The organism is Streptomyces sp. NBC_01298 (assembly GCF_035978755.1).
Lineage (GTDB): Bacteria > Actinomycetota > Actinomycetes > Streptomycetales > Streptomycetaceae > Streptomyces.
The window spans coordinates 990334-1015643 of the sequence record NZ_CP108414.1 but is presented as its reverse complement, the minus strand read 5'-3'; the positions used below and the strand labels follow the sequence as shown (position 1 = coordinate 1015643).

Below are 25310 nucleotides of genomic sequence, written 5' to 3'. Positions count from 1 at the left end.
TTTTGGTCAGTAGAGGGCGCCGAAGCCGTCGCAGAGGTCGCACGTGTCGCCGGTGGCGGGGTTCACGCCGTCGTCGCATGCGGGGCAGTCGAGGCGGCGTCCGATGCCGTGGCACTCGGCGCACTCGCGGTCGACCTCGTAGGGTCCGTGCAGGTAGGCCTCCGTGCCGGTCCCTTCGCAGCTGTCGCACTCGGGTGCGTCCCTGTCGTAGACGTCGGCGCAGCTGATCGGGGTGTACGTGGGCACGGGTAATTCCCTCCTCTGGTGAGGCTCGGTGCCTCTTCCTTCTATCTAAATTCTACTATCCATTTAGGGGGTGTCCAGCTCACGCCACCATCAAGTGGCTTACTCCCAAAGGGATTTCGGCGGCGCCGAGCCCTAGCCGCCCGCAGGCCGCACGGGCAAGGGCGCGGTCGGTGTCAGGACAGTTCCTCCTGCCCTTCGGCCTCCCGGGGGTTCGTCCGGGCTCCCCCCACAGCCCTCGCCGGAGGCTGCTCGCCGAACAGGGCCTGCGTGCCGTGGCGGTCCGGCGTCGCGTAGATCCGTCCGGGCCCGGCGCCCACCGGCAACGTGATCGGGGCCCCGGCGTCGAAGTCGCCATGGTTCATGGCGGTCCAGTCCTGGCCTGCGGCTGGCTGCGTGGTCAAGGTCGGTCTCCTTCGGTTCCTCGGCGCCTGCGGCTGAGGCGGCCAGGGTGCTACGAGGTCTTCGGGCTGTGGATGAAAGGCTGGAGGCCCGAAGCGACGGTGAGCACGGCGCACACGTACTCCTCGCGCCGGTGGAACAGGGCGGCGATCGGTGCGGGCGACCAGCCCTCTGCGGCGAGGCTGAGGCTCATCCCGGATGCGGCTCGCGACGACATGACCGGAGGCCGGAGGCAGGCGTCCGTGTCGACCTGCGCGAGGCGGCTGGTCAGCTGCTGGCTCCAGCCCTGCCGGGTCAGGTGCTCCAGCATGGCGGCGACTCCGGCCGGCTGCGGGTGAGGCGGGACCATCGTCTTGTCTCCCAAGGGGTCGATGCAGGTTCGAGGTACAGGTGCGGATCTGCAGGGGGAGGCGGGGCGGGGCCCGCAGGCCCCGCCCCTGCTCGCCATCAGGCGGCGGCCGTCTCCGGCTCGCTGGTCTCCGTGGCCTCGGGGTTGAGTGCGATCAGCTCGGCAGCCTCGGCGTGCGCCTTGGCCTGCTTGAGCTGCCAGCGGGCCTTCGTCAGGGACTCCGCCACCCGGTCGAGCTGGTCCAGGCGTGCTCCGACCTGGCTTTCGAGGGCCTGCGCCAGCTTGATCGGGTCGGTCTTGGCGATGTCGTCGAGCATTGCGCGGACCTGCTCGATCTTGTCGAGCGTGCCCTTGGTCTTCTTCTGGGTAGCGACGCGCTGCTCGCGCTGCTCGTCGGTCAGGTCCTCCGTGATCATCAGGACGGCCTGGTCCTGCTGCTGCTTCATGGCGAAGGCGAAGTGCACGATCTCGTTGTCCGCCTTGAACTCCCCGCGAGTGAACTTGCCGAGGAGTGCCCCCTGGTTGGCGAGGCTGAGCGCGGCGATCTGTACGGCGGCCGCCGTGCCGATCGCGCCGTCCTGTACGAGCTTCTGGAACTCGATGCGCAGGTCCAGCAGCGCGAGGCGGAGCTTGACGTAGGCGGTGGTCTTGCCGAAGTCGGCGGCCACCGTGGCGATGGTGGCGCCCTCCTCTTCGTCCAGGATTCGCTGGTAGCCGTTGGCCTCCTCGAAGGGGGTCATGTCCTCGCGGTTGACGTTCTCCGACATGGACCGCTTGAAGCGGCGCAGCTCGTTCTTCTCAGAGATGATGCTGACCTTGACGGTGGACTTGCCGAGCGAGGTCAGGGCGCGGAAGCGGCGCTCGCCCGAGACGATCTGGTAGCCACCCTTCTCGTCGTCGGGGGCGACCTCGATCGGGGAGATCTGGCCGTAGGCCTCGATGGAGGTGGCGAGCTCGCGGATGGCCTCCTCGTTGAAGTACTCGCGGGGCTGGTTCGGGTTCGGGCGGACCTGGGTCATCTTCACGGTGCGGTAGGTCATTTCAGGCTCCAAGAGGTGTTTGGCTTTGGGCTTCCCTGCCCTTGCTTATACCTGAATTCTACTATGTTTGAGGGGGGTGTCCAGCCCCCGAAGGTCAGGATGGAGTGACCTAGGCCACATCGGAGGGGGCTCGTGAGCTGGGAAAACGCCGAGGGGCGCCGGATCTCTCCGGCGCCCCTCGGTCCCCCTCCTCATGCCGCGAGCGCGCGACCCCCGTCCACGCGCTCACGCCACTGCCGCACCTCAGGCGGCGCACCCGCCATCAGGGCGGAGGCGCACTGAACGTGCAGCGGGCAGGCGGAGCACAGGGCCTTCGCGGCCCGGCCGGCTCCCGCCCTGCGCCCCGCGTCACGGCAGGCAGCTTCACTCCAGGCGATCGGCATCGCCAGGAGGTCGTCCTCGTAGTCGAGATGGCCCAGCAGGCGCAGCGCGTCCGAGGCGTTGCCCAGTGGGCCGTCGGCCCCGCCCGGTCGCGGCTGCTGCGACAGCGCGATGATGCGCTGTACGTCGATCACGAGTCCCCCAAAGTCGTTCGAGGCGCGCGAGGTTTCGCCTCGGCCGCCCCGTGCCCCAGCGCGCCGTGTCCCCGGCGTGCCGTTGATCGTGTGCTGTCCGCAGCCCGGCGGGATCTGCCGCCGGCCAGCAGGCGAATGCGCGTTCCGGCCCGCCTGTGCGGGCTGCTTGTGGCGGCCGTGGTGCACAGGTGTGGGCGGGAGTCGAAGAAGAAGTTGCGTCGCGAGGCCCCGGAGGCACGGGGCCGCGGATGCTGCCTTTGGCCTCAGTCCCGTAAGGCGGCGTCGGGCGTTGGTTCCTGCACGTTCTCTCCGGGGTCGAGTCCAGGCCTGAGGCCCGGACGAGTGCGGTGTCACCCCTGGTCAGTGGAGCGGCGCACGGTGGAGCGTACGAAGCGGAAGCCCCTGGGCGAGGTCGTCAGAACATACGCAGTCCACTCCCAGGCGTGTCAAATCAACGAGACATGGACTGGGGGTTGGCTGGTCGGCTGCGTAAAGCGGACGAGATAGGATCTCGGTTTCCGGTAAGCGACAGCCCCGAGGGGCGAGGAGTAGTGATACAAGCCATGGGCGACCGCGCTCACATTGGCGAAGGCTTCATGGCCCGGAGGCTCGCTCACCTGATCGCGGAGCTGCACCCAGCCGGGCGCGGCCCGTATACGCCCCGGGAGATCGAGGACCTCATCAAGAAGTCGGCCGGGCCGGGCGATCCGACGGTGACGCACGCCACCATCGCGAACATCCGCACCGGCAAGGTCACCAACCCCAGCCTCGACTCGATGCGGGCGCTCGCGAAGTTCTTCGGTGTCTCGACCAGCTACTTCGTGGACGAAGAAGTGGCGGAGGCCACCGACCGCCGGATGCGCGAGATCAAGGAAGGCGTCGAGCTCGCGAAGGCCAGCGACGACCTCGCCGAGGTCCTGGAAGACAGCCACGTCAGGGCCATCGCATTCCGCCTGCGAGGCCTATCGGCCAAGACCCTCAAGGGGATTCAGGGGATGGTCGAGGGTGCCCGCGATCTTGAAGGGCTCCCTGCTGTCGATGAGAAGCCTGGTCGCAGGCGCAAGAAGTGATCTTGCCTGAAGGGCTCGCCGTCTCACCGTCTATTTCACCCAGTGAAATACGTTCAGTGGTCCAGTCCAATGGCGATATCCTTGCGCACGACGCCGAGGAAATTCCCGGCTCTGTCAGCAGGCGCCCGGGGAGGTCCGGCCAGTGCAGGCCGGAAAGCGGGGGCGCGAACCATGTGGTGGAAGCGGCTGGAGAGCACGACGGGTGACCCGCTCAAGAGGCTCGTCGCCCGCCTGAGTATCCCCACCCCCTTCGACCTGGAAGCGTTCTGCGAGGCCGTCGCCGAAGACCGCGGTCGGCCCCTGTTCCTCCAGCAGCTCGACGACTCGAACCCCGACCTGCCGTGCGGCCTGTGGATGAGCCTCGACGCCTTCGACCTGGTCTTCTACCAGCCTGCGGCCAGCGCCATCCTTCGTCGGCAGATCGTCCTCCACGAGATTTCGCACATGCTGCTCGGCCACGTCGGCCCGCACTTCGACACCCTGAGCGGCCCCGAGGGTGACGGCGAGCTGCCCGCAGGATTCCCTGCGAACCCGTTCGCCGCGCACACCGAGAAGTTCGGACGCAGCGAACCCGACCTGCCAGTCTCCGAGTTCATGCGCGCCCACGCTGCCCGCGTACGCGCCCAGCTCGCCAAGACGACCGCAGAGGACGAGGAATTGGGGATTTCCCCCAGCGCAATGGCCGCCCTCCTCGGCCGAACGAAATACTCCGGGCCGCAGGAATCAGATGCGGAGACCTTGGCCACTCTCATTCACGAGAAGGCCAGCCGCACCGAGGCGCGGTCACGGACGACCGAGGGCGCAGACGTTCTCGAACGGCTCAGCGACGCCTTCGGACACCCCACCCAGTAAGAAAGTCTGACCCATCAAAACCGCAGTTGTCCTAGCCCTTTGGCTTGTTGCCGCCTGGCGCCTGCCCGCCGCCATCCGAGTCCAGCGACAGCGGCCCCTGTGGGCCGCGTTCACCTCCGTCGCCGTCGCCTGCACCATCGCCCGCCCCGCGGTGAAGCGGATCGTCATCGAACCCCTCGGGATCACCAACCTGGCCACGCTGCTGCAACACGCAGTCGGCATAGCCGGGTCGACGTTCGTCCTCATCTTCGTCATCGCGATGGCCAGACCAGCCGCTCTGGCCCGAGGCCGGTGGCCCCTGTACGGGATCGCCGCTGCGAGCATCGTGCTGCTCGCCACCCTCTTCGCCCTCACCCCGAGGCCGGAAGAGGTCCACAACTTCTTCGAGGCCAACCTCGGACACCCCACCGGAACCGCCTACTGCATGGTCTTCCTCGGCTATCTGGCCGTCGCGATGTCCATCTCCAGCTGGCTCTTCTGGTCCTACAGCCGCCACGCAGCCGGCGCACCCCTGCGCACGGGCCTGCGCCTCCTGGGCGCCGGTACCGCCTTCGGAGCCCTCTACACGCTGTGGCGCATCGCGCACATGGCCACCCGGCTGGCCGGCGCCGAGTTCGTCACCGACGACGACACCACCCAAACGATCGCGGACCTCGTCGAGTACCTCGCGATCCTGCTGATCGTCCTCGGCAACTCCGTCCCCGCTGCCGGAGTCCTGTGGAGGTCCGTCACCTACCGCCGGGCACTACGTCAGGTCGAACCGCTGTGGACAGCCCTGACCGAGGTCGTCCCCGACGTCGTCCTCAACGACCCCGTCGGCCGAAGCCCTCGCCTGCGCCTTCACCGCCGACTCATCGAAATCTGGGACGTGGTCCTGGTCCTGCGTGCCTACGTGCCAGCACAGACCCTCGACGCCGCACAGACGGCGACGGCCGGCGTCCCCGCCCCGAAGCGGGATGCCTACGCCGATGGCCTGTGGGTGCGAGCAGCGTGGGCGGCGAAGCTCCGCGGAGCCAGCCCCGTCTGCGAGTCGGTCCCCAAGGTGAACCACATGGACGACGAAGACACCGACTTCGACGCGGAGGTCCGCTCGATGCTCGTCATGGCCGCCGCGTACCGCAGCCCCGCAGCTGCGGAGTTCGCCCGCAACCACCAGGAGATCCCTGCATGACCACCACCACCGCACCCGGCGCGGAGGCATCATTCGCGAAGCAGGTCACCGACGTCCTGGAACCGCGCACCTGGATTCTGGCCGTCACCCTCCTGATGGGCTGGTACGCCGACCGGCTCGCTGGAATCGGCTGGGGCCTGGTCGCGGGCTTCTTCTGCGGAGTTGTCCCCATCCTGTGGATCAAGTGGGGTGAGCGGCGCGGCCACTGGGGCGACCGGCATGTCCGGCGCCGGCAGGACCGCCTCGTCGTCATCCCCGGAATCATCGTCTCGGTGATCGTCTGCATCTCCGGGATGCTCGTCCTGGACGCCCCGGAAGAGATGACCGCCCTCATCTTCGCGATGCTCGCCACGCTCGTGGCCATCCTCGCCATCACGATCGTGTGGAAGATCAGCGTGCACACGGCCGTATCCAGCGGGGCCGTCGTCATGCTGGCACTGGCCTACGGTCTGTGGACGCTGTCCGCGTTCGCCCTGGTGGTCCTCGTCGGCTGGTCGCGCGTCCGCCTCCGCGACCACACCCTCGCCCAAGTGCTCGCCGGCGCGGCCCTGGGCGCCGCTGTCGCCGGGCCGGTCTTCGCGGCTATGAGCTGACGCAGCGCGTGCAGAGGGGCCCCGACCAACCCAGGTCGGGGCCCCTCTGCGCGTAGTGGCCGCAGTCAGCTGGTGGACGTCCGCCAGTCGATCCGGATGCGGCTGTGCGGGTCGTGGTTGCGACCGCCGCCGGAAGCCAGCACGTGCACCTTCGTCACCGACAGCATCACCAGACCGCGCTGCGAAGCGCGCGGCGCCGAATTCCACCAGGACACGATGTCGTTCACGTCGGAGAGCGGAACCTTGGTGAGCTGCCCCAGGAACCGAACGCGAACGAGGCTGGCCTTGAGGTCGTCCTTCGTAGCCTGCTCCGCGGCCTTGTACGCCTGGGGGACCATGGACTTCCGCATGGACTTGAGAGCCGCAAAACGATCCTCGGCTCCGTCGATGTGCTCGCGGAGGCGGGCCAGTTCCTCGCGGGCATCTTCCTGGAGACGCAGGAGCTTCGCGTGGACTTCTGGCCGCAGGAGGTCCGCGAGGACCTGCTCAGCCACGGCGGGCTCGAGGCGGTCCGCGTTCATGCGGACCTTGCCGCAGGAGTGACGGGTCTCGGTGGGCGGCAGGCAGCGGTAGCCCGGTCCTGCGTCGGCGCTCACCCGGGCCCCGGAGATGTCGTAGCCGCACTCACCGCAGTCCGAGAGCCCCTGGGTGAGCAGGTACTCGTAGGAGTCCCGGCGCGGTGCCGGCTGGGCCTGCCGCTCCTTGAAGCGCGCCATGAGGCGGTGGTACTCGCCCGGGGCCAAGACGGTTTCCCCGAAGCCTTCGATGGGGTTACCGTCCGCATCCAGCCCTGCCATCTTCGGGTTGGACAGCGTGCGGACGAGGGTCTCGCCGCGCCACAGCCCGCCGGTGGCGGTGCGTCCCCCCTGGTCGTTGACCCAGGTGGCGATCGAGTTCTGCGACATCTGTGGGTCGGTCGGGAAGAACCGGGAGGCCGCCTGCCGCAGGTACGCCGCTTCGTCGGAGTTGAGCCCCCCGCCGCTGGCGTAGCCGGACAGCCGTCCCATATGTCTCAATCCCTCGCGTGATGATCGCGTGCAGATGAGTAGCCCCTCACCTGTCTAATAGGTCAATGTACGTGTTGCGCAACGTTCGAACAGTCCGCCGCCGGGCCTGTTCATGGGCGGTACATGAAAGCCACAGGTAGGGGGGTCGTAAGGTTGCCCCATTGTGGCGCACCTCACAATGTTTCACCAGCGTGAACATGCAGCAGGCAAATTATTCGAACACACGGGTCAGGGTGGGTACACCGCGAAGCCCGCCACCTCGGCGTGAGGGGCGGGCTTCGGGGAAATAGGTCAACGCACAGGTGTCAGTGGCGAACGCCCAGCAGCTCCCACAGTGAAGCGGTCGAGACCTTTGACGTCGACCCCAGCGCGATGACCTGAACGGGGAACTGGCCGGACTTGATCAGCTTGTACGCCGTGTCCTTGCCGATCGACAGGGCGCGGGCCGCAGTGGTCACATTCACCGTCGGCGGCAGCTCCAGCAGCGCCGCCATGGTCATCGACCCGCGCCGCTCCCGGCCCCCCGGGCGAGCCTGCATGACGGAAACAGATGAGGACATAGATGGTCACATCCTTCTTCCCCGCGCCACCTGACCAAAAGCCTACGGTGCTCAAGGAGGCGTCCCGCCCGCTACAGAAAGATGAGGACACGTAAGGACAGCCAAGATCACTCTGGGGGACCCGCATGTTCAGCGGCAGCATCTACAAGCGGTGCAAGTGCACGGAACCGAAACTCGACGAGTCGGGACAGTCTGTCCTCGACGCGGCCGGCAATCCGAAGACTCGCGAGCTCGGAACCAACTGCCCTGAACTGAAGAAGCGTGACCACGGAAGCTGGTACTACTACGTCAACCTTCCCGACGGACCCCGCGGAGAACGCCGCCGCCCCCGCAAGGGAGGCTTCCTAACCCGCACGGCAGCCCAGCACGCCGCGCAAGAGCTGTGGAGCGAAGCCAACCACGGAATCAAGGTCGAGTCCCGAGAGACCGTCGAACAGTTCCTTCGACGCTGGCTGAACAACCGTGTCGACCTCAAGAGGAAGACCCGATGCGACTACGCCGACTTCATCGAGCGCCTCTACATCCCCGCCCTCGGCCAGCTGACCATGCGAGAACTCCGAACCCGGCACATCCAGGCGATGTTCGAGGACATCTGGACCTACAACAAGGTCAAGGAAGAGAACCGCATCCAGGCGGAGCAAGCCCTGGCGGCATGTGAGGCCGCACGCCAAGCGTGGCGACAGGCCCCCCGGCCACGCCCGCCGGAGCTCCGCACGCACTGGGATGACGCCAAGGCGGCCCTCAAGGTGGCCCGAACCAAGCCCCGCCAGGACACCGGCCCCGGAACACAGAAGCGCATCCTCGACGCGCTCTCCGCCGCTCTCAAGGCTGCCGCGATGGAAAAACTCATCACCGAGAACTGGGCCGACGAAGTCGTCATCCCGAAGTACGAGAAGCCGCGCCCCCTGGTCTGGACCGAGGAGCGCGTCGCACGCTGGCGCGAGACCGGAGAGAAGCCGAGCTCCGTCATGGTCTGGACCCCCGAGCTCACCGGACAATTCCTCGACGCCGCCGCAGGTCACCGCATGTACGTGATGTGGCACTTGCAGGTGTTCCGCGGTCCTCGTCGAGGTGAAGCCGCAGGGCTCACCTGGGCGGAAGTCGACATGACCCGAGGAACCGCGAACATCGTTCAGCAGCTGGTCTCAGACACCTCACACAAGCTCTTCGAAGAAACCCCCAAGAGCCGCAGCGGCCGACGAACCATCGCCCTCGACTCCGCTACGCACGCACTCCTGACCACCTGGCGCGACGTCCAACGGGCCAAGCGAGTCGAGTGGGAAGCGAAGCACAAGCAGAACCCTGAGAAGTACGGCCCCTACGTCGACAGCGGGTATGTCTTCACCCAGGACAACGGGACGCCCTGGCACCCGGACAACGTGTCCAAGGTCTTCGACCGGCTAGTCAGGCGGCTCGACATGCCTCCGATCAGGCTCCACGACCTGCGCCACTGCGCGGCCTCCCTCAGCCTCGCCGCCGGCCTCTCCATGAAGGCCATCCAGACACTGCTGGGACATGCCACCTTCACGCTCACCGCGGACACCTACACCAGCCTGCTGCCGCAGTTCGAGAAGGAGGCCGCGGAGGCCCCCGTCGCCCTCGTTCCCCGAGCCCACCACCGCTCGGCAGTACCAGCGCAGGAGGACAGGCCTCAGATGACGCTCATCTCGGGAGAGTCGAGCGCGAGCGGCAGGAAGACCGCCGCCTAGCCGGGTGTCCCCCGAATGTCCCCCGCACATGCAGAAACGGCCCCCCGAGAAAGCTTTCGGGGGGCCGTTTCTGCATGTCTTGGCTGGTCAGCGCCGGTCTGGTGGAGAGGTGGGGGATCGGTGGACCGTCGTTCTCCTCGAACGGAACCCAGGTCCACACGATCTCGCCGGGATCGGGATCCCCGTCGCGATCGGGGGCGTACGAGGTCCGCACCGGCCCGATGGCATGCGGATCGGCCTCGGCGGTCGCGGTGACCCCGTCGCGGCCGGGCTGCTCGACGTGACCATTGCCGTGGTGTGAAAGTGCCGTCATTCGGGCGAGGTTACCGGGTGGCGGGGTGCGCGGAGGGCGCGTGCGCCGGTGGGTCGGTGGGCGCTTCGGGTCGCCGCGTGGTTCCACCCGGCCCGGCGGTTACGGGCCGTCCGGGGTGGGGGCGGGTGCCATCCGCCAGCCCCGCTCCACGGACCGGCGGCACCCGTCGGCGGTATCGCCGGAGTTCGTGAACAGCGCGGTCAGCATGGGCACGCCCTGGGCGAGGACGTGACGCGGCAGTGGGCCCGTCGCGACCAGGGACGCGAGTCCGTGGCCGATCACCCAGCTTTGCGTCGCCAGGGTCAGGGGGTCGGTGTCGTCGTGAAAGCGGCCGTCCGACTTGGCCCGTTCGACGGCGCTGACCAGGCGGTGCAGGGTCTCGTCCGCGGCCTTGGCGTCTTCGAGTGCGAAGCCGGCGTCGAACATGATCCGGTAGAGATCGGGGGCGGCGAGGGCGTGGCTCACGTAGGCGGCTCCGAGTGCGGCCAGGTCCCGTACCGGATCTGCGGACGGCTCCACCGTGTCGAGCCGGGCGGCCAGGCCTTTGAAGCCTTCCTGGCGCATGGCCGTCCACAGGCCGTCCATGCCTCCGAAGTAGGTGTAGACGGCCATCGTCGATACGCCGGTTCCGGCCACGACGGAACGGAGCGTGACCGGTTCCCGGGTGCGCAGCATCATGGCGGCCCGTTCGATCAGGAGGGAACGGATCGCCGGGTCTTTGGTTCGCGCCATGCCCCAACAATACATAGCAGCGCTATGGTTTGCGGAAGGCGCCGGAACGCGCGCCCCGACGACAAGGAGCTGTTATGACCGTGAAGCTCGTCAATCCCAACGGGTTGCCGAAACCGGACGTCTACCGTCAGCTCTCGATCGCCACCGGGTCGAAACTGGTGTTCCTCGCGGGCCAGGTGGCGCGCGATGCCGAGGGGCGTCCTGTCGGTGAGGGGGACTTCGCCGCTCAGGTAGAGCAGTGCTATCTCAACATCGGCACCGCCCTGGGCGAGATCGGCGGATCCTTCGACGACGTGGCCAAGTTGACCGTCTACGTCGTCGACTGGAGCCCAGAGAAGATGCCGCTGCTGGGGGAGGGCGTGGCCCGGGCGGCGGCCAAACTGGGTGTCGACCCCGTCAAGCCGATCACGCTGCTGGGCGTCGCGGCGCTGGGGGAACCCGATCTTCTCGTCGAGGTCGAAGCCACGGCCGTGCTCGACTGACGCGGTGACGGCCTTCCGGCTCGTGGCGGGTCGAACCGGGATGCGCGCCACCCCGCGCACCCCGCTCTCTCGGCTCGGCTGAACGGGGAGTTCTGCCGGGAGGGCGGGGCGGTGGATGGAGCCTCCCAGGTGGTGGGGGCCGGTCCCTAGATCCAGCCCTCCAGCGAGGCCATGAAGCCGTCGAAGTCGTCGCGGTGGATGGTGTGGCCGGCGCCGGTCACCGAGCGGAGCTCGAAGCCGCGCTCCTTGAGGAGCGTCGCGCGCTCCGGCGAGATCAGGAAGCTCGGGTCCGCCAGCTGCACGAGCGACGGGACCACCGGTGCGGCCGGCAGCAGGTCCGTGCCCATCAGCGGAGCCAGGCTGAGGGCGGTCGCCTCGTCCCAGAGGGCGAGGGTGGCCAGTTCGACGTCCACGTCGGCCTCCTCCCAGCGCGGGTTCATCGCCTGGATCTGCTCCTTGGGCGCGGACTTGAACTGGGCGAACATCTCGGGCCCGAAGCCCTCGCCGAGCTCCGCCAGGTGCCAGGCGGGGTCCGAGAACACGGCACGCCTGGGCTTCAGGCGGTCGACGGCCTTCGAGAGGGTCAGGCCGCCGAGGGAGTGGCCGATGGCGAGTTCCGCGCCGACCGGCAGGGTTTCGGCCACGTCGTCGGCGAAGGCCTCCGGGCTGTACTCGCCCCGGCCGCTGGCGCCGTGGCCGCGCAGGTCCACGGCGATGACGCGGTAGCCGCGTTCGGCGAGGGCGGGGCCGACCCGGCGCCAGGTCCGGTGGTCGGCCATGATCCCGTGGATCAGGAGGGCGACGCGGTCGCCTTCGCCCCAGGTGTGGGTGTGGAGCTGCACGGTGGTGCCTTTCGTCGTCAGGGGTGATGCGTCGTAGGGCATCGATGAATCGATGAGTGGAACGGGGCGGGGGTGGGCCCTCAGCCCGGCAGTCCGGCAGCTCGGCAGCCCGCCGGCCCGGCATGCCGCCAGGCCGCCAGGCCGAGGGCCCGCCCCCCTCAGCGGACGCTGCGGATCGGCTTGACCGCCAGGGCGCCGGCCACCGCCAGGGCGGCGGCCGCGATGAACAGGGCCGTGTAGCCGCCGCTCACGGACACGATGACCGAGGCGATGAAGGGGGCGATGATCTGCGGGCCCGCGTTGGCGATGTTGAGTACGCCCATGTCGCGGGCGGCGTCCTCGGCCTTGGGGAGCACCATCGTCACCAGGGCGGTGTCCACGGCCATGTAGGAGCCGAAGGCGAGGCCGTTGATCACGGCGAAGGCCAGCATGGCCGTCCAGCTGGTCGACAGGGCCGGGATCACCAGGGCGATGGCGGACAGCAGGGCGGAGGCGCCGACGAAGAGCTTGCGGCGGTCGTACTTGTCCGAGAGCCATCCGCCGAGGACGGTGGAGACGACCATCGCCACGCTGGTCAGCGGCATCATGATGGCGACCGCAGCCTCCGGCTTCATGCCCTCGGGCAGCACGGTGTGGTCCTGGAGGATGTACAGCTGGTAGCCGCTCACCGCGAAGTAGCCGAGGACCAGCAGGGCCCGCCCGATGAACGCCCAGCGGAAGTCGTGGTCCTTGAGGGCGCTCGCGAAGGCGGCGAGCTGCTCCTTGACCGGCATGGAGGGCTTGGCCGGGCGCCGCTCCTCGCGGGTGCAGACGGTGAACAGGACGGCGGCGCCGGCGACGAGCGCGCCGAAGATCAGGTACCCGGTGCGGTAGTCGTCCGAGAACGCAGCGCCGATCAGGGCGCCGACGGTCGAACCCAGCGGCAGGCCGAGGCCGACGGCGGCGGAGGCCTTGCCGCGGGCGCTCATCGGCACCCGGTCGGGAACCACGGAGGTGATGGCGGCTTGGTAGATGTTCATCACGGCCTGGCCGAGGCACCAGGCGATGGTGATGAGCAGGATCGTGTCCGCGAGGCCGAGCAGGAACATCGCCGGTATCGCGGCGAGCCCACCGCCCAGGATCCAGGGGTTGCGCCGTCCGCTGCGGTCGGACAGGGCGCCCGCGACCGGGTTGAAGACCGTCGCGAAGATCGCCGAGACCCCCGCGATCAGGCCGAAGTTGGAGACCTTGTTCGCCGCGTCGATGTCTTCGACCTGGAGGGCGAGGAGTACGCCGGCGACGCCGATGTAGAGGGCGTACATGGCTCCGTTGCCGACGAGCAGCAAGGGGAGCAGGCCGCGCCGGGTGGCGGGGGCGTCGGTGGTGGCGGCGGCGGTGCCGGTGCCGGGGGAGGAAAGGGCCACGGTGCCCTCCTGGGCAGTTTGGGAAGGGATGAGGGGTATGGAGGGGCTACTGAGGGGTACGAAGGGGCGCTGAGGGGTGCGGGGACGAGCGGGGGAGCAGCGGGGACCAGCGTGGGAAGGAGTGCGCGCCGCCCTGTCGCGACGGCGGGGGTGCGACGGAACACGGCAGGGCGGCGGCACGGCTGGGCACGGCACCGGCACGTGGGGAAACACCTGGATACACCCTTTGATGAAGCTCGGGTGACGCCCTGGTTACACGTGTCAGTGAATCGTGTAACCACTGTGTAGCATTGGTTTCCGGCCATCCGCTAGCCCCTGGGCACAAACGGTCTGGAAAGATGCCACGGCAATGTCTCAGTCACCGAAGCCCCCCACAGCGCCGTCGCAGCCTCAGCCGGCCGTGCCGACCAGCGCCGACGTCGCCCGTCTCGCCGGCGTGTCGCGCGCGACGGTCTCGTACGTCCTGAACAACGCGGAGGCCGTGCGCATCAGCGAGCCGACCCGCCGAAAGGTGCGCGAGGCCGCCGAAGAGCTCGGCTACGTCCCCCACGCGGCCGCCCGCAGCCTGCGCGCCGGGCACACCCGCATCGTGCTGCTGCCCACCTCCCACGTGCCGATCGGCCCGCTGTACAGCACGTTCCTCAACGAGTTGCAGTGGGCGCTGCGCGCCCTGGACTACACGGTGGTCCAGTACGGCAGCCTCGGCCTCACCGGTGACGAGGCCGCACGGGCCTGGGCCGAACTCAGGCCGGTCGCGGTGCTCTCCCTCGGCGAGATCACCCTGTCCGCGCACAACGTGGCCACGCTCAAGCGGGCCGGGGCGCGCGCGGTGCTGACGATGGGGCCCGAAGCCGTTTCCGGGGCGCACGCGCTGGTCATGGACCAGGCGGAGGTCGGCGTCCGGGCGGCCGAGCACCTGGTGGAGCGGGGCCGGCGACGGATCGGCGTGGTCGTTCCGAAGGAGGAAGGGCTCGGGCTGTTCTCCACGCCCCGGCTCCAGGGCGCGCGGTCCGTGGCGGGGGCGGAGGTCGTCGCCCTGCGGATGGCCTACTCGGAGGAATCGGCCGCGGAGCTCGCGGAGCGGTGGGAGTCGCTCGGTCTGCAGGCGGCGTTCGCGTACAACGACGAGTACGCGATGCTGCTGATGCGGGCGTTCCAGGACGCGGGGCTGAGGGTGCCGCAGGACGTGGCCGTCATGGGCGCCGACGATCTGCTGATCGGGCGGTTGCTGCGGCCGAGGCTCAGCACGGTGCAGATGGAGATGCCGACGGGGGAGCGGCTGGCGGCGCTGGTGGACGAGGCGGTACGGGACCCCGCGGCGGTCGTGCTCAGGCACGATCTGATGGCGGCGGCAGCGGTGCCGCGGGACTCGACCTGATGGCGGCGGCGGTGCCGCGGGACTCGACCTGAGCCGGACGCTCCGCGGCAGGCGCAGGTCGGAGCCCCGTCGGGGCCTGGGGACCGTTGACAGCGGGGCCGGTGGGACGGAGACTTCGGGCGCGCCCCACCGGGCGCGGGCGGAGCGTGCGCCGGGCCGGACAGTGGCGTCGGTGTGCCGCGCCGCCTCCCGTTCGCTCCGGAGGGACTCCATGAGCATCCGTACCGTCCGCGACGTCTACGTCGTCGACGCCGTCCGCACCCCGATCGGGAAGTTCGGCGGCGCCCTGGCCGGGATCCGCCCCGACGACCTGGCCGCCCACGTGGTGCGCGCGCTCGTGGACCGTACGCCCGCACTGGACCCGTCCCGCATCGACGACGTCGTCTTCGGGGACGCCAACGGCGCGGGCGAGGACAACCGCGACGTGGCCCGCATGGCGGTGCTGCTCGCCGGACTCCCCGTGACGGTGCCCGGGGTGACCGTCAACCGGCTCTGCGGCTCCGGGCTCGAAGCCGTCGTCCAGGCGGCCCGCGCCATCGCGCTCGGGGACGCCTCCGTCGCCATCGCCGGCGGTGTCGAGTCCATGAGCCGGGCCCCCTGGGTGGTGCAGAAGCCGGAGCGCGCCTTCCCCGTGGGGCACCAGCAGATGTGGTCCACCACGCTCGGCTGGCGGATGACCAACCCCCGGATGCCCGCGGAGTGGGCCGGTTCCCTCGGTGAGGGCGCCGAGCTCGTCGCCGACAAGCACGGCATCACCCGCGAGGCGCAGGACGCCTTCGCGCTGGAGAGCCACCGCAAGGCGGCCGCCGCCTGGGCGGCCGGGCAGTACGACGCCGAAGTGGTTCCGTACGCGGGTGTGGACCTGCTGCGCGACGAGTGCATCCGCGAGGGTTCCGGCCCGGAGGCGCTCGCCCGGCTGAAGCCCGCCTTCCGGAGCGACGGCACCGGCACGGTCACGGCGGGCAACGCCTCGCCGCTCAACGACGGCGCCGCCGCACTGCTGTTGACGGACGAGGAGGGGCTCGCCGCCACCGGGCGGGAGCCGTTGGCCCGGATCAGCGCGTCGGCCGTCACCGGGATCGAGCCCCAGCTCTTCGGACTCGGTCCGGTGGACGCCGTGGAGCGCGCACTCGCCAAGGCGGGCCGCGGGCTGGCGGATCTCGCCGCTTTCGAGCTCAACGAGGCTTTCGCCGCGCAGGCGTTGGGATGCCTGGCGGCCTGGCCCGAGCTGGATCCGGCCGTGGTCAACCCGCGCGGCGGGGCCATCGCGATCGGGCATCCGCTCGGCGCTTCGGGCGCCCGGCTGGCCGGTTCGGTGGCGCACCAGCTCGCGGCGGCCGGATCCGGTACCGGGATCGCGGCCCTCTGCATTGGCGTGGGGCAGGGCATCGCGCTCGTCCTGGAGCGCTGACGCGACTCCGGTCGGTCGATCGTTTCCGGTCATAGTCGGGTGTCAACTGCCCGGTAACCGAAGCGAATTGATGCCTCCGGTGCGGTGGAGTGGCACGATGGCGCGTGCTGCCGCCCCCCGCGCCACGCTCCCCCGCATCCGGAGGCCCCGCGCCATGCCGCTCCTCGATCCGACGCTCTGGCAGGACGGTCCCACCCTCACCGGGGGTACCGCCCCGGTCCTCGAACCCGCCACCGGCCAGACCCTCGCGACCCTCGACCTGGCCGCGCCGGCCGATGTGGCGGAGGTCGCCGTACGGGCCCACGCGGCCCAGCGGGACTGGGCGCGGGCCACCCACCTGGAGCGGGCCGCCGTGCTGCGCCGGGCCGGGGACCTGTTCACCGCCCACGCCGACGAGCTGCGGGAGTGGCTGGTCCGGGAGTCCGGGTCCATCCCCGGCAAGGCCGCCTTCGAGCTGCACGTCGCCGCGCAGGAGTGCTACGAGGCCGCGGCCCTGGCCTCGCGTCCCGCCGGTCAGGTGCTGCCCAGCGAGGCGCCGCGGCTGTCCTTCACCCGACGCGAACCGGTCGGTGTCGTAGGGGTGGTGGCTCCCTTCAACGCACCGCTGATCCTCTCGATCCGCTCGGTCGCCCCCGCGCTCGCCCTCGGCAACGCGGTGCTCCTCAAGCCGGACCGCCGTACCGCGGTCAGCGGCGGGCTCGCCCTCGCCGCCGTCTTCGCGGCGGCCGGCCTGCCGGGCGGACTGCTGCATGTGCTCCCCGGCGGCGCGGAAACGGGCGCGGCCGTGGTCAGCGATCCGCTGGTCAGGGTGGTGTCGTTCACCGGCTCCACCGCGAGCGGCCGGATCGTCGGAGAGATGGCGGGACGTCACCTCAAGCGCGCCCACCTGGAGTTGGGCGGGAACTCGGCGCTCGTCGTACTCCGTGACGCCGACGTGGCGGCGGCCGTCGCGCAGGCCTCCTGGGGCTCCTTCTTCCACCAGGGCCAGATCTGCATGACGGCCGGGAGGCACCTCGTGCACGCCTCGCTCTACGACGAGTACGTCGAGCGGCTCGCCGCGCGCGCGGAGGAGCTCGCGGTCGGGGACCCGTACCGGGAGCAGGTGCACCTGGGGCCGCTCATCGACCGCTCCCAGCTGGACCGGGTCCACGGCCTGGTGGAAGCCAGCGCCGCACAGGGCGCCAAACTCGTCACCGGCGGCGCCTACCAGGACCTCTTCTACCGGCCGACGGTGCTGGCGGGCGCCGGAGACGACAGCCCCGCCTACGCGGAGGAGGTCTTCGGGCCGGTGGCGCCCGTACGCTCCTTCGCGACGGAGGACGAGGCCGTGGAGCTGGCCTCGGCCGGCCCCTACGGGCTCTCCCTCGGGATCGTGACCGGCGACGCGGCGCGCGGGCTGGACCTGGCGGGGCGGATCCCGGTCGGGATCGCGCACGTCAACGACCAGACGGTGAACGACGAGGCCGTGGCCCCCTTCGGCGGGGTCGGCGCGTCCGGGACCGGCGCGCGCTTCGGCGGCGAGGCGAACCTCGACGCCTTCACCGAGCTGCGCTGGACCACGCTCCGCGCCACCCCGGGCGGGCATCCGTTCTAGGGCGTCTCCCCGGAGGCCCCGCCCGTGTCCTCGGAGAGGGCGTCGCCGGGGTGCAGCCGGCGGAGGAATCGCACGGTGTGCGTCATGGGGCCATTGTGTGCGGTTGTCCGTGCGTATCGGCGTTATCAGTGGTCATCCGAGGTTATCCGGGCTTGTCCGCGGTCAGGAATGCTTCGAGCCGGTCGTTCGTTCAGGGAAAACAAGCAGCACAGCACTCTGGAGGTCTGGAATACCGTGGCTACTGTCGAACTCACCAAGGAGAACTTCGACCGGACGGTGAGCGAGAACTCGTTCGTCCTGATCGACTTCTGGGCGGGCTGGTGCCGCCCCTGCCTGCAGTTCGCCCCGGTCTACGAGAAGGCCGCCGAGGCCAATCCCGACCTGCTCTTCGCCAAGGTGGACACCGAGGCGCAGCAGGAGCTCGCCGCCGCCTTCCAGATCAGCTCCATCCCGACCCTGATGATCGTCCGGGACCAGGTCGCGATCTTCTCGCAGCCCGGCGCGCTGCCCGAGGCGGCGCTGACGGACCTCATCACCCAGGCCCGGGCCCTGGACATGGACGAGGTGCGGACGAAGATCGCCGCCGAGCAGGCGGGCGCGGCCGGAGCCACGGCCGAGGAGCCCGGCACGCCGGACGCCTGATCCCCGGGAGTCGGACGCCTGGTCCGCGCGCGTCGGATGGCTGGTCCGCGCGTGCCGGCGCCCGGTCCGCGCGCGCCGGGCATCCGATCCCGGCACGCCGGACGGCCGAGTACGTGACGGGCTCCCGCCGTGCGGTGAGACTGGTCCGATGAGCGAAGCGGTGTTCTACCGCTTCCGACTGCTTCCCAGATCAGGGGCTGTTTGTTGATCCGCTGGAGAGCGGAAATCTCACAAAATCTCACACAGGGGGGTCGGAGTCGTTGCTTCCGACCCCCAGCAGTGCGTTCAGGTGGACGACCGCTTCGTGCATGTCGGCCGCCGTCGGGTGGACGTACACCCTCTTCGTGAAGTTGGCGTTCGTGTGGCCGGCCCACGCGGCGAGGATCGTGTCCGGCACCCCGTTCACCGCCAGGAACGTCAGGCACGAGTGCCGCGCGTCGTACAGGCGGACCTTGCGGAGCCGGAGCGTCGTCATGAGCGTGTACGCGTGCTCCCGCAGGAGCCTCCCGTTCATCGCCATGCCGAGCGAGTCCACGAACACGTAGCCGCTGTTCGTGTAGCCCTCGCCAGCCGTAGCCGACTCGGCCGCCTGCAACACCTTGAAGTTCAACAAGCCCAGCCGGACGGGATCCGGCAGCGGGAGCGTGCGCTCCCCGGCCTCGCTCTTCGTGTCCTTCTCGATCACACGCCTGTTGCCGATCAGGGTCCGGGTGTTGGCGATGTTCAGCGTCCCGGCCTCGAAATCGAGGTCAGTCCACCGCAGGCCTGACACCTCCGCCGGCCGCAGGCCCATCAGGCTGAGGAGCAGCGGGGCGAACAGGCGGTCGTCGCGCATGCCGAGGATGAACTCCTTGACCTCGACGACGTTCCATGGTTTTTCGCGGGGGCTGTCCCGCTTCTCGACCTTGCGTGCCTTCCTCGGGATGGTGATGTGCTCCGCGACGTTCCGGGCCACGAACCGGCGCCGGATGCCGAGGTTGAGCGCCGAGCGGAGGCGTCCGAGGATGCCGCTCGCTGTGGTGGTCCTCAGACCTGTTCCGGGCTTCCCTCCGCGCCGACGGGCGTTGACGAGGAGCCAGGCCACCATGGATTCGACGTGGTCCTCGGTCAGCTCCTGTAGCCGGATGTGCCCGAGGTAGGCATGCACGTGGACCAGTGCGCTCCTGTAGGCGAAGAGCGTTGTCTCTTCAAGGTCGTCGGCCTTGCTGGCCATGTACAGGTCGAGCAGCTCGGACACGGTGACCTTGCTCGGCATGATGAGCTGGCCGGTACTCCGCTCGTGCTGGAGCCGGGCCAACTCGTTCTTGGCCTCCTTCGCCGTGTCCTTCGTGACGGTGAGCTGCTTGCGCCGGCCGTCCTCGTCGCGCCCGATGTCGATGACGAACCGGTACCGCGTCTTGCCGTTGCCGAGCGTGATCTTCTTGATCTCAGCCATCGTCCCCGCCCGCTCGGGGTCGTTCGATCATGCCCATGTCGCCGTACAGGTCGTCGACTGGCAGACCCGCGGCCAGAAGGCGCGCGCGCATCATCGACGCGTCCTCGTTTCCGGACTGCGGCCAGAGCCACAGCGGCAGTCCGTAGAGACGGTGCTCGACGAGTTCCTCACGTTCCTTCCCGGAGGTCAGAGAGAGGGGGCGCTCGCCGTTCGCCCACTGCCACGCGTCAACTGCCGACACGCTCCCCGCCCCGGTCACCTCGACGGAATCAGTGGGCTGACTGGTCAGTGGGAGGAGTAGCGCGGACGGTGACACGCCGAGGACTCGGCACAGCGCGGCGAGGTCGTCCACGGTGACGGAGCGTTCGCCCTTCTCCATGCGCGTGATGCCGGAGGCGGGGATGTATCGCCCCGCACGCTCAAGGGCGCCTGACAACTGCCGGGTGGTCAGTCCGTGGCGCTTCCGGAGCCGCCCCAGGTTGAGCCCGACGGTCGTACCGGTGGGACCAACCTCGATTGCGCGCCGTCCGCGCTGCTGTTCAGTCATGGGTAGCAGCGTAAGCAACAAGGAAGCCCTTGTATGTCCGCTGCATTCCGCTACTATCTGGGTCATGGCCCCATCTAACAACAGTTGGTGCTAACTAGCAACACATGAGTCTAAGTGTGGAGGTGAGGGCGAGTGGCTGAAGAGCTGCTAAGCCCCGTACAGGTGGAAGCCCGGTACGGCCTGGCGCGGCAACGGCTTGCCAACTGGCGCTGGATGGGAACCGGCCCTGCCTACATCAAGACGTCGTCGAGCAAGTCGGGGCGGATCGTCTACCGCGGATCCGCCATTGAGGCCTGGCTTGACGCTCAGACCGTTCCCGCTGGAAGTGCAGCGTGAGAACGCCGACGCTCCCCCCGACGCTCGCCGAAGTCCGCGGATGGTCCGCAACCGTCTCCGTTCCGCAAGCGGCCCTTGCCCTGGGGTGCAGCAAGTCGCAGCTGTACGAGCTGATCAAGCGCGGTGAATCGCCGGTCAGGATCCTGCCGCTCGGACGCCGGTACGTCGTGATCACGAACAGCCTCGTCCACCTGCTGGAAAGCGCGTGAAAACGGCCCCCAGCAGGTGCGCTAACACCTGTCGCCGGGGGCCGCGAAGCACCATCCGACCTTGGACAGCCGAACGGCCGCGCGGGATTGCAGTCCCATATGCGCGGCCGTGAAAGGAGCTCTGCCATGCAGCGTAACGCCAATCTCCCGGTCCTCGCGAGCACGGATCTCGACATCTACAACGCCGACAGGCGCACCACAAGCGCGGCCGTCGCCGGCATCGCCGCAACCACCCCGGCCGGACGGTCGCTCGCGGAACGGATCGCCGACCGCATCTCCGACGAGGTGCCCACGCTCGCCGCCAAGATCAGCCGGGACCAGATCGCCAACCTGATGAACGACTCCCTCGTCGAGGCATGCCGCCGGGAAGGCCTCCCCCCGCTCACCCCGCGGGCCCGCGCCGTCCTCGTCGACATCGCCAAGATCAAGGGCGAGGGCGCCGACGCGAACCTCGTGAAGTTCCTCGACTGCCTCGCCGCCCTCATCTGGCGGGCCGGTGACTCCAAGGTCATCCTCGCCGAGGTCGCCGCACTGCTCAGCGCGGCGCACGCCGAGGGCGCGCGGTGACCTCCCGCACCTCCACCCGGTCCCCCGGCGCCACCATGGCGCCGGGGCCCTCCGGGATCCCCGGAGGCGAATGGCCGCAGTGCCCGTACACCGACGAGCTCCTCATCCGGGCCCGCCGCGAGCGTGCCCGCCGGGAGCTCACCCTCGGATCGATCAGAGCCAGCCTCGAAGAGCAGCCGAGCGCGACCAGTACCCGCGCCGCCGCCCGCCGCTGGGTCGCCGACGTCCTCGCCCTCGCCGAGCACGTCACGACGGACAAGACGGAGACAGCACGTTGACCACGCACGTCACTCAGTACGAGCTGCGCCCTCGGCGCGGGAAGACGGTCGCCGCATGAGCGCATACGCGCGCGTCATCGACGCGCTCAATGCGCACGGCAGCAAGGGCCGCGGCACGGCATGGCAGTGCGTCGCTCACGAGGACCGATCACCGTCCCTGTCGGTCACCAACGGCGCCAAGGGCGTGGTCATCAACTGCCACGCCGGATGTGCGAGCGAGGACGTCGTCAGCGCGCTCGGCCTCACCATGGCCGACCTGTTCGACGAGCCGCTGCAAAAGCGGGAGCGCCCCCAGGTCGTCGCGGAGTACCCGTACGTAGACGAGCACGGCCAAGTGCTCTACATCGTGCGGCGCATCGAGCCGGGCTACGACGGGGAACGGAAGACGTTCCGGCAGTTCAAGCCGGACGGCACCGCAGGAGTCTCCGGCATCCGGCGGGTCCTGTACCGGCTGCCCGAGGTCATCGCCGCCGCCGGGGCCGGCGTCCCGGTTTTCGTCGTCGAGGGCGAGAAGGACGCGGACAATCTGCGGGCTACCGGGGCGACGGTCACCTGCAACGTGGGTGGGGCGGGGAAGTGGAGCGACGATTACACCCGCCACCTTGTTGGTGTCGCGGAGGTCATCGTCATCCGGGACCGCGACGAGCCCGGAGCGAAGCACGCCGCGACGGTTGCCGACTCCGCGCGGCGGGCGGGCATTCCCGTCCGCGTGCTGGAGCCGGCCCGGGGCAAGGACGTGTCCGACCATCTGGCGGCCGGGCTCGGGTACGCCGATCTGCTCACTCCTGATTCGCATCCCAGAAATCCCACAATCGCGATCCCGTCCCAGACCCCGGGATCCGATCAGGGTTCTGGGATTTCTGGGACGCAGATCACGGATGACGGTTGGGATGCCCCGGTGTCCCTTGCGGCACCGGCCGTGCCCCCGTTCCCCGTTGACCTCCTCGGTGGCCTCGGCGAGTTCGTCACCGCTGCTGCAGGCTCGCTTCAGGTGCCTGTAGACCTGGTCACGTTCGCTGCGCTGGCCACTATCTCCACCGCGACCGGCGGGCGGCGCCGCGTTCGGGTCAAGCCCGACTGGCAGGAGTCCACCGCGCTCTACCTGGCCGCTCTGGCCGACTCCTCGGAGAAGAAAACGCCCGCCCTCAACGCCGCCGCAGCACCGCTGCGCGACGTCGAGGACGAGCTGATCGAAGCGGCACGCCCCGACGTCGAGGCGACTGCGCAGGAAATCCGCATCACCACGGCCCGCATGACCAAGGCCGAACAGGGCGCAGCCAACGCGCCGGCGGACAAGCGGCAGGAAGCCGAGGCTGACGCCGAAGCCGCCCGAGTGAAGCTGCTGGAGCTCGGCGACGCCCCCGAGGTGCCACGGCTCCTGGTCCGCGACATCACTCTCGAAGCACTCGCCAAGCGCATGTACGAGCAGGGCGGGCGCATCGGCTCCCTCGCCTCCGAGGGCGGCCTGTTCAAGGTGGCCGCAGGCCTGTACGGCAACAACGGCAAGGCCAACACGGACCTGCTGCTGGAGGCGTACACGGGCGGCCCGTACACCATCGACCGGACCGGCCGGGCGTCCGCGCGGATGTCGCACACGTTCCTCGCCCTCGGCCTGATCGTGCAGCCCGGGATCATCTCCGGGCTGGAGAAGCAGAACCCGGAGTTCCGTCAGTCCGGACTCCTCGGTCGGTTCCTGTACGCCAAGCCAGCCCCGACGGAGGAAGACACCTTCGACTCCCCGCCCATCCCCGCCCACATCGCCAGCGGTTACGACCACCGGATCCGCGACCTCATCAAGCAGGTGTGGGCCAGCCCCGATGTCCTCACGATCGAGCTGTCAGCCCCGGCCCGCCAGGCGTTCGGCGAGTTCTACAACGCATTCGCCAAGCGCCGGAAGCCCGGCGGCGACCTGCACGACCTGGCCGACTGGGCCGGCAAGCTCCGCGGCCAGCTCATCCGCATCGCGGCCTGCCTCACCCTCTACGAGGACCCGGGCGCCCGGGAGATCAGCCACCAGCGGATCACGGACGTCCTGGCCATGGCCCCGTATTTCATCGCCCACGCTCGCGCAGTGTTCGACCTCATGGGTAAAAACCGCGAAGGCGCGGTCAAGCCCCTCAGGGACGTCGTCGCCTGGCTCAAGGGGCGCAGCAGCCCCGGCGACTCCTTCTCCGCACGCGACGCCTGGCAGGCCCTCAAGGGGCGGGAGTGGGCCACGGAGATGGACGTCATGAACGACGTGCTGCTGAAGCTGGAGGAGTACGGATGGCTCGCTCTCATCCCGCCACCGGAGACCGGCAGGCGCGGCCGCAAGCCCTCCCCCCGCTTCGACGTTCACCCGCTCATCGCCGAAGGACCACGAGGACGGACCACGTCATGACCATCAGCCACACCACCTTCGCCGCGGGCGACAAGCACCTCATCGCCCGCATGGTCAGCAACTACCGGTGCGGCCACTGCACCGGCGAGGTCGCCTACCTCATGACCGAGGGCGAAACCCTTCACGCCGGCATCGAGCACGACGACGGATGCCCCGTCCTCACCGGCACCCTGCCCGCGCTCCCCGACCTCGCCCGCGCCGCCGTGCCCGACACCTTCCGCCCTCGGCCCAGCTAGCCGCACCCGACAGAGGAGATCCCGTGTTCTACGAACTCAACCGCCACGGCAGCACCGAACCGCCCGCCCGTGACTCGTCCTTCCCCGAGGAGTGGGGCACGCCCCCCGGCACCCCACTGAGCAACCAGCGGGCCGCCTGGGTCCTGGAGCGGGTGAACGAACACAAGGTGCTCCAGCGCCTGAAGCGTCGGGCCGCGTGTCTGGCCCAGCAGGAGCCGCCGCCCGAGCCCCCGGAGGCCGCCTGATGCTCGGCCTCGTCGACATGGCAGGCACAAGGAAGGCCTCGCCCCGTGGCCGTGACTCGGTTCCCCACCCTCCGCGCGCGAGGAAGGCCCCGATTTATTGGGGGTGATCTTGTCCCAGCCCCGCGCCCAGCTTCTTCGAATTCATGTGGACCAAATCCAGATGTCACACCGACCGATTGGAGGCCCCGTGATGGCGGCCACGATGACGATCTCTCTCCGGGTCCCTCAGGAGTTGCGCGACCAGCTGGAGCGCGTCGCGACGGAGCACCGGACCTCGATGTCCTCGCTCGCCGTGGCAGCGATCCGCGCCCACCTCGACGGCGCCGGGCCGGTCACGGACGGGCCCCTCGTCGGGGTGGTGCGCGCGGCGTACGCGGACATCGGCAACGCGGACGTCGAGCGGGAGATGGCGCTCAACCTGGCTCGCACGGCGGAGGCCGGCGGCACGGCTGGTGTGGCTGCGGTTCGCGCGCTGCGGGAGCTGATGGAGGTGCTGCTCGACGGCGACGAGGAGGAGTGGATGAAGCACTTGGCGGTGCCCGAGTGAACGGCACCGGGCCGGTTGATTTTGAAGGAGGCCTCATGCCGAGGAAGCCGGACACCCCGTGCGCGGGTACCTGTGGGCGCTTGATCTGGACCGCAACGAAGTCTCTGCCGGCCGGAGAGCGCACGTGCCAGCAGTGCCGGAGGGACCGTCGTGCGGCCCTCAGTGCAGCACCCCCGAGCGAGGCGCCGGTGAAGCCGCCGCCGAGCACACCAACAGAGGAGC

Annotated in this window: 30 protein-coding genes and 1 pseudogene; 18 read left to right on the top strand and 13 right to left on the bottom strand. The window is 69.5% G+C overall.

From position 1 onward, the window contains the following. Window positions 1-6: 6 nt before the first annotated feature. The 5 genes from OG730_RS04630 to OG730_RS04610 form a co-directional block, all read right to left on the bottom strand. The gene (locus tag OG730_RS04630; RefSeq protein ID WP_327302952.1) at window positions 7-246 is read right to left on the bottom strand and encodes a hypothetical protein; all 240 of its coding nucleotides are present in this window, start codon (window positions 244-246) and stop codon (window positions 7-9) included. 173 nt (window positions 247-419) lie between these two features. Beyond that, entirely contained in the window at window positions 420-647 is a 228-nt protein-coding gene (locus OG730_RS04625) for a hypothetical protein (protein ID WP_327302951.1), read from the bottom strand. A gap of 50 nt (window positions 648-697) precedes the next feature. Then, window positions 698-1009 carry a hypothetical protein gene (locus OG730_RS04620; RefSeq protein WP_327302950.1) on the bottom strand — a complete coding sequence of 104 codons (312 nt, stop codon included), beginning with the start codon at window positions 1007-1009 and terminating at the stop codon, window positions 698-700. Between the two features lie 83 nt (window positions 1010-1092). Then, on the bottom strand, window positions 1093-2034 hold the full coding sequence (locus OG730_RS04615; RefSeq protein ID WP_327302949.1) for a ParB/RepB/Spo0J family partition protein: 942 nt from the start codon (window positions 2032-2034) through the stop codon (window positions 1093-1095). Between the two features lie 191 nt (window positions 2035-2225). Next, window positions 2226-2549: a hypothetical protein gene (locus OG730_RS04610; RefSeq protein WP_327302948.1), complete on the bottom strand. Its 324-nt coding sequence runs from the start codon at window positions 2547-2549 to the stop codon at window positions 2226-2228. 563 nt (window positions 2550-3112) lie between these two features. On the opposite strand from OG730_RS04610, the gene OG730_RS04605 reads away from it, so the two are divergent. The 4 genes from OG730_RS04605 to OG730_RS04590 all read left to right on the top strand — a co-directional run bounded on the left by OG730_RS04605 (window position 3113) and on the right by OG730_RS04590 (window position 6235). Continuing rightward, window positions 3113-3619 carry a helix-turn-helix domain-containing protein gene (locus tag OG730_RS04605; RefSeq protein ID WP_327302947.1) on the top strand — a complete coding sequence of 169 codons (507 nt, stop codon included), beginning with the start codon at window positions 3113-3115 and terminating at the stop codon, window positions 3617-3619. 171 nt (window positions 3620-3790) lie between these two features. Beyond that, on the top strand, window positions 3791-4471 hold the full coding sequence (locus OG730_RS04600) for a hypothetical protein (protein ID WP_327302946.1): 681 nt from the start codon (window positions 3791-3793) through the stop codon (window positions 4469-4471). A gap of 13 nt (window positions 4472-4484) precedes the next feature. Continuing rightward, a complete protein-coding gene (locus tag OG730_RS04595) occupies window positions 4485-5642 on the top strand; it encodes an MAB_1171c family putative transporter (RefSeq protein WP_327309151.1) in 1158 nt (385 codons plus the stop codon). Then, window positions 5639-6235, top strand: coding sequence for a hypothetical protein (locus OG730_RS04590; protein WP_327302945.1), 597 nt, complete (start codon window positions 5639-5641; stop codon window positions 6233-6235). Before OG730_RS04595 ends, OG730_RS04590 begins: the two co-directional genes overlap by 4 nt. Window positions 6236-6300: 65 nt before the next feature. Here OG730_RS04590 and OG730_RS04585 read toward each other — a convergent pair whose 3' ends face one another. Together OG730_RS04585 and OG730_RS04580 are read right to left on the bottom strand one after the other, a co-directional pair. Further along, window positions 6301-7242, bottom strand: a complete 942-nt coding sequence (locus OG730_RS04585) for a recombinase family protein (RefSeq protein WP_327302944.1) — start codon at window positions 7240-7242, stop codon at window positions 6301-6303. Between the two features lie 305 nt (window positions 7243-7547). Further along, on the bottom strand, window positions 7548-7802 hold the full coding sequence (locus OG730_RS04580; protein WP_327302943.1) for a DNA-binding protein: 255 nt from the start codon (window positions 7800-7802) through the stop codon (window positions 7548-7550). 125 nt (window positions 7803-7927) lie between these two features. Between OG730_RS04580 and OG730_RS04575 the strand changes: the two genes are divergently transcribed. Then, window positions 7928-9511 carry a tyrosine-type recombinase/integrase gene (locus OG730_RS04575; protein ID WP_327302942.1) on the top strand — a complete coding sequence of 528 codons (1584 nt, stop codon included), beginning with the start codon at window positions 7928-7930 and terminating at the stop codon, window positions 9509-9511. A 124-nt stretch (window positions 9512-9635) separates the two neighbouring features. Here the strand turns inward: OG730_RS04575 and OG730_RS04570 are convergent. Together OG730_RS04570 and OG730_RS04565 are read right to left on the bottom strand one after the other, a co-directional pair. Then, a pseudogene (locus OG730_RS04570) lies at window positions 9636-9824 on the bottom strand (type II toxin-antitoxin system PemK/MazF family toxin); the annotation flags it as partial. Between the two features lie 99 nt (window positions 9825-9923). Further along, window positions 9924-10556: a TetR/AcrR family transcriptional regulator gene (locus tag OG730_RS04565; RefSeq protein WP_327302941.1), complete on the bottom strand. Its 633-nt coding sequence runs from the start codon at window positions 10554-10556 to the stop codon at window positions 9924-9926. A gap of 74 nt (window positions 10557-10630) precedes the next feature. Here OG730_RS04565 and OG730_RS04560 point away from each other — a divergent pair, with 74 nt between their 5' ends. Next, a complete protein-coding gene (locus tag OG730_RS04560; protein ID WP_327302940.1) occupies window positions 10631-11038 on the top strand; it encodes a RidA family protein in 408 nt (135 codons plus the stop codon). Window positions 11039-11184: 146 nt separating this feature from the next. Here OG730_RS04560 and OG730_RS04555 read toward each other — a convergent pair whose 3' ends face one another. Together OG730_RS04555 and OG730_RS04550 are read right to left on the bottom strand one after the other, a co-directional pair. Further along, the gene (locus OG730_RS04555; protein WP_327309150.1) at window positions 11185-11880 is read right to left on the bottom strand and encodes an alpha/beta fold hydrolase; all 696 of its coding nucleotides are present in this window, start codon (window positions 11878-11880) and stop codon (window positions 11185-11187) included. A 158-nt stretch (window positions 11881-12038) separates the two neighbouring features. Further along, window positions 12039-13283 (bottom strand): MFS transporter, encoded by a 1245-nt coding sequence (locus OG730_RS04550; protein WP_327302939.1) that lies wholly within the window; start codon window positions 13281-13283, stop codon window positions 12039-12041. A 349-nt stretch (window positions 13284-13632) separates the two neighbouring features. On the opposite strand from OG730_RS04550, the gene OG730_RS04545 reads away from it, so the two are divergent. From OG730_RS04545 to OG730_RS04530, 4 genes are all read left to right on the top strand, one after another. Further along, window positions 13633-14661: a LacI family DNA-binding transcriptional regulator gene (locus OG730_RS04545; RefSeq protein ID WP_327302938.1), complete on the top strand. Its 1029-nt coding sequence runs from the start codon at window positions 13633-13635 to the stop codon at window positions 14659-14661. A gap of 211 nt (window positions 14662-14872) precedes the next feature. Next, a complete protein-coding gene (locus tag OG730_RS04540) occupies window positions 14873-16072 on the top strand; it encodes a thiolase family protein (RefSeq protein ID WP_327302937.1) in 1200 nt (399 codons plus the stop codon). Window positions 16073-16226: 154 nt separating this feature from the next. Continuing rightward, window positions 16227-17666: an aldehyde dehydrogenase family protein gene (locus OG730_RS04535; protein WP_327302936.1), complete on the top strand. Its 1440-nt coding sequence runs from the start codon at window positions 16227-16229 to the stop codon at window positions 17664-17666. Between the two features lie 84 nt (window positions 17667-17750). Beyond that, complete coding sequence (locus tag OG730_RS04530; protein ID WP_327309149.1) at window positions 17751-18308, top strand: thioredoxin family protein; 558 nt, start codon at window positions 17751-17753, stop codon at window positions 18306-18308. Window positions 18309-18546: 238 nt separating this feature from the next. On the opposite strand, the gene OG730_RS04525 is transcribed toward OG730_RS04530, so the two are convergent. Both OG730_RS04525 and OG730_RS04520 read right to left on the bottom strand, forming a co-directional pair. Next, complete coding sequence (locus tag OG730_RS04525) at window positions 18547-19743, bottom strand: site-specific integrase (protein WP_327302935.1); 1197 nt, start codon at window positions 19741-19743, stop codon at window positions 18547-18549. After that, window positions 19736-20290 (bottom strand): helix-turn-helix domain-containing protein, encoded by a 555-nt coding sequence (locus OG730_RS04520; protein WP_327302934.1) that lies wholly within the window; start codon window positions 20288-20290, stop codon window positions 19736-19738. Before OG730_RS04520 ends, OG730_RS04525 begins: the two co-directional genes overlap by 8 nt. A 132-nt stretch (window positions 20291-20422) precedes the next feature. Between OG730_RS04520 and OG730_RS04515 the strand changes: the two genes are divergently transcribed. The 8 genes from OG730_RS04515 to OG730_RS04480 all read left to right on the top strand — a co-directional run bounded on the left by OG730_RS04515 (window position 20423) and on the right by OG730_RS04480 (window position 25088). Continuing rightward, entirely contained in the window at window positions 20423-20626 is a 204-nt protein-coding gene (locus tag OG730_RS04515; protein WP_327302933.1) for a helix-turn-helix transcriptional regulator, read from the top strand. Further along, on the top strand, window positions 20623-20835 hold the full coding sequence (locus OG730_RS04510; RefSeq protein ID WP_327302932.1) for a helix-turn-helix transcriptional regulator: 213 nt from the start codon (window positions 20623-20625) through the stop codon (window positions 20833-20835). The genes OG730_RS04515 and OG730_RS04510 overlap by 4 nt, the downstream gene beginning before the upstream one ends. A gap of 126 nt (window positions 20836-20961) precedes the next feature. After that, the gene (locus OG730_RS04505) at window positions 20962-21402 is read left to right on the top strand and encodes a hypothetical protein (protein WP_327302931.1); all 441 of its coding nucleotides are present in this window, start codon (window positions 20962-20964) and stop codon (window positions 21400-21402) included. Then, window positions 21399-21680: a hypothetical protein gene (locus OG730_RS04500; protein ID WP_327302930.1), complete on the top strand. Its 282-nt coding sequence runs from the start codon at window positions 21399-21401 to the stop codon at window positions 21678-21680. Before OG730_RS04505 ends, OG730_RS04500 begins: the two co-directional genes overlap by 4 nt. Before the next feature lie 55 nt (window positions 21681-21735). Continuing rightward, entirely contained in the window at window positions 21736-24060 is a 2325-nt protein-coding gene (locus OG730_RS04495) for a DUF3987 domain-containing protein (RefSeq protein WP_327302929.1), read from the top strand. Continuing rightward, window positions 24057-24296 carry a hypothetical protein gene (locus tag OG730_RS04490; RefSeq protein WP_327302928.1) on the top strand — a complete coding sequence of 80 codons (240 nt, stop codon included), beginning with the start codon at window positions 24057-24059 and terminating at the stop codon, window positions 24294-24296. Before OG730_RS04495 ends, OG730_RS04490 begins: the two co-directional genes overlap by 4 nt. 23 nt (window positions 24297-24319) lie before the next feature. Further along, entirely contained in the window at window positions 24320-24541 is a 222-nt protein-coding gene (locus OG730_RS04485; RefSeq protein ID WP_327302927.1) for a hypothetical protein, read from the top strand. 202 nt (window positions 24542-24743) lie between these two features. After that, window positions 24744-25088 carry an Arc family DNA-binding protein gene (locus OG730_RS04480; protein ID WP_327302926.1) on the top strand — a complete coding sequence of 115 codons (345 nt, stop codon included), beginning with the start codon at window positions 24744-24746 and terminating at the stop codon, window positions 25086-25088. The last annotated feature ends 222 nt before the right edge of the window (window positions 25089-25310 follow it).

Excerpts from the sequence above, each read along its gene's own strand:
- OG730_RS04565 (WP_327302941.1), bottom strand. The coding sequence starts at position 10,556 with ATGGCGCGAACCAAAGACCCGGCGATCCGTTCCCTCCTGATCGAACGG.
- OG730_RS04580 (WP_327302943.1), bottom strand. The coding sequence starts at position 7,802 with ATGTCCTCATCTGTTTCCGTCATGCAGGCTCGCCCGGGGGGCCGGGAG.
- OG730_RS04590 (WP_327302945.1), top strand. The coding sequence starts at position 5,639 with ATGACCACCACCACCGCACCCGGCGCGGAGGCATCATTCGCGAAGCAG.
- OG730_RS04530 (WP_327309149.1), top strand. The coding sequence starts at position 17,751 with ATGGGGCCATTGTGTGCGGTTGTCCGTGCGTATCGGCGTTATCAGTGG.
- OG730_RS04535 (WP_327302936.1), top strand. The coding sequence starts at position 16,227 with ATGCCGCTCCTCGATCCGACGCTCTGGCAGGACGGTCCCACCCTCACC.
- OG730_RS04615 (WP_327302949.1), bottom strand. The coding sequence starts at position 2,034 with ATGACCTACCGCACCGTGAAGATGACCCAGGTCCGCCCGAACCCGAAC.
- OG730_RS04505 (WP_327302931.1), top strand. The coding sequence starts at position 20,962 with ATGCAGCGTAACGCCAATCTCCCGGTCCTCGCGAGCACGGATCTCGAC.
- OG730_RS04490 (WP_327302928.1), top strand. The coding sequence starts at position 24,057 with ATGACCATCAGCCACACCACCTTCGCCGCGGGCGACAAGCACCTCATC.
- OG730_RS04545 (WP_327302938.1), top strand. The coding sequence starts at position 13,633 with ATGTCTCAGTCACCGAAGCCCCCCACAGCGCCGTCGCAGCCTCAGCCG.
- OG730_RS04495 (WP_327302929.1), top strand. The coding sequence starts at position 21,736 with ATGAGCGCATACGCGCGCGTCATCGACGCGCTCAATGCGCACGGCAGC.
- OG730_RS04600 (WP_327302946.1), top strand. The coding sequence starts at position 3,791 with ATGTGGTGGAAGCGGCTGGAGAGCACGACGGGTGACCCGCTCAAGAGG.
- OG730_RS04585 (WP_327302944.1), bottom strand. The coding sequence starts at position 7,242 with ATGGGACGGCTGTCCGGCTACGCCAGCGGCGGGGGGCTCAACTCCGAC.
- OG730_RS04525 (WP_327302935.1), bottom strand. The coding sequence starts at position 19,743 with ATGGCTGAGATCAAGAAGATCACGCTCGGCAACGGCAAGACGCGGTAC.
- OG730_RS04605 (WP_327302947.1), top strand. The coding sequence starts at position 3,113 with ATGGGCGACCGCGCTCACATTGGCGAAGGCTTCATGGCCCGGAGGCTC.
- OG730_RS04480 (WP_327302926.1), top strand. The coding sequence starts at position 24,744 with ATGACGATCTCTCTCCGGGTCCCTCAGGAGTTGCGCGACCAGCTGGAG.
- OG730_RS04540 (WP_327302937.1), top strand. The coding sequence starts at position 14,873 with ATGAGCATCCGTACCGTCCGCGACGTCTACGTCGTCGACGCCGTCCGC.
- OG730_RS04560 (WP_327302940.1), top strand. The coding sequence starts at position 10,631 with ATGACCGTGAAGCTCGTCAATCCCAACGGGTTGCCGAAACCGGACGTC.
- OG730_RS04575 (WP_327302942.1), top strand. The coding sequence starts at position 7,928 with ATGTTCAGCGGCAGCATCTACAAGCGGTGCAAGTGCACGGAACCGAAA.
- OG730_RS04520 (WP_327302934.1), bottom strand. The coding sequence starts at position 20,290 with ATGACTGAACAGCAGCGCGGACGGCGCGCAATCGAGGTTGGTCCCACC.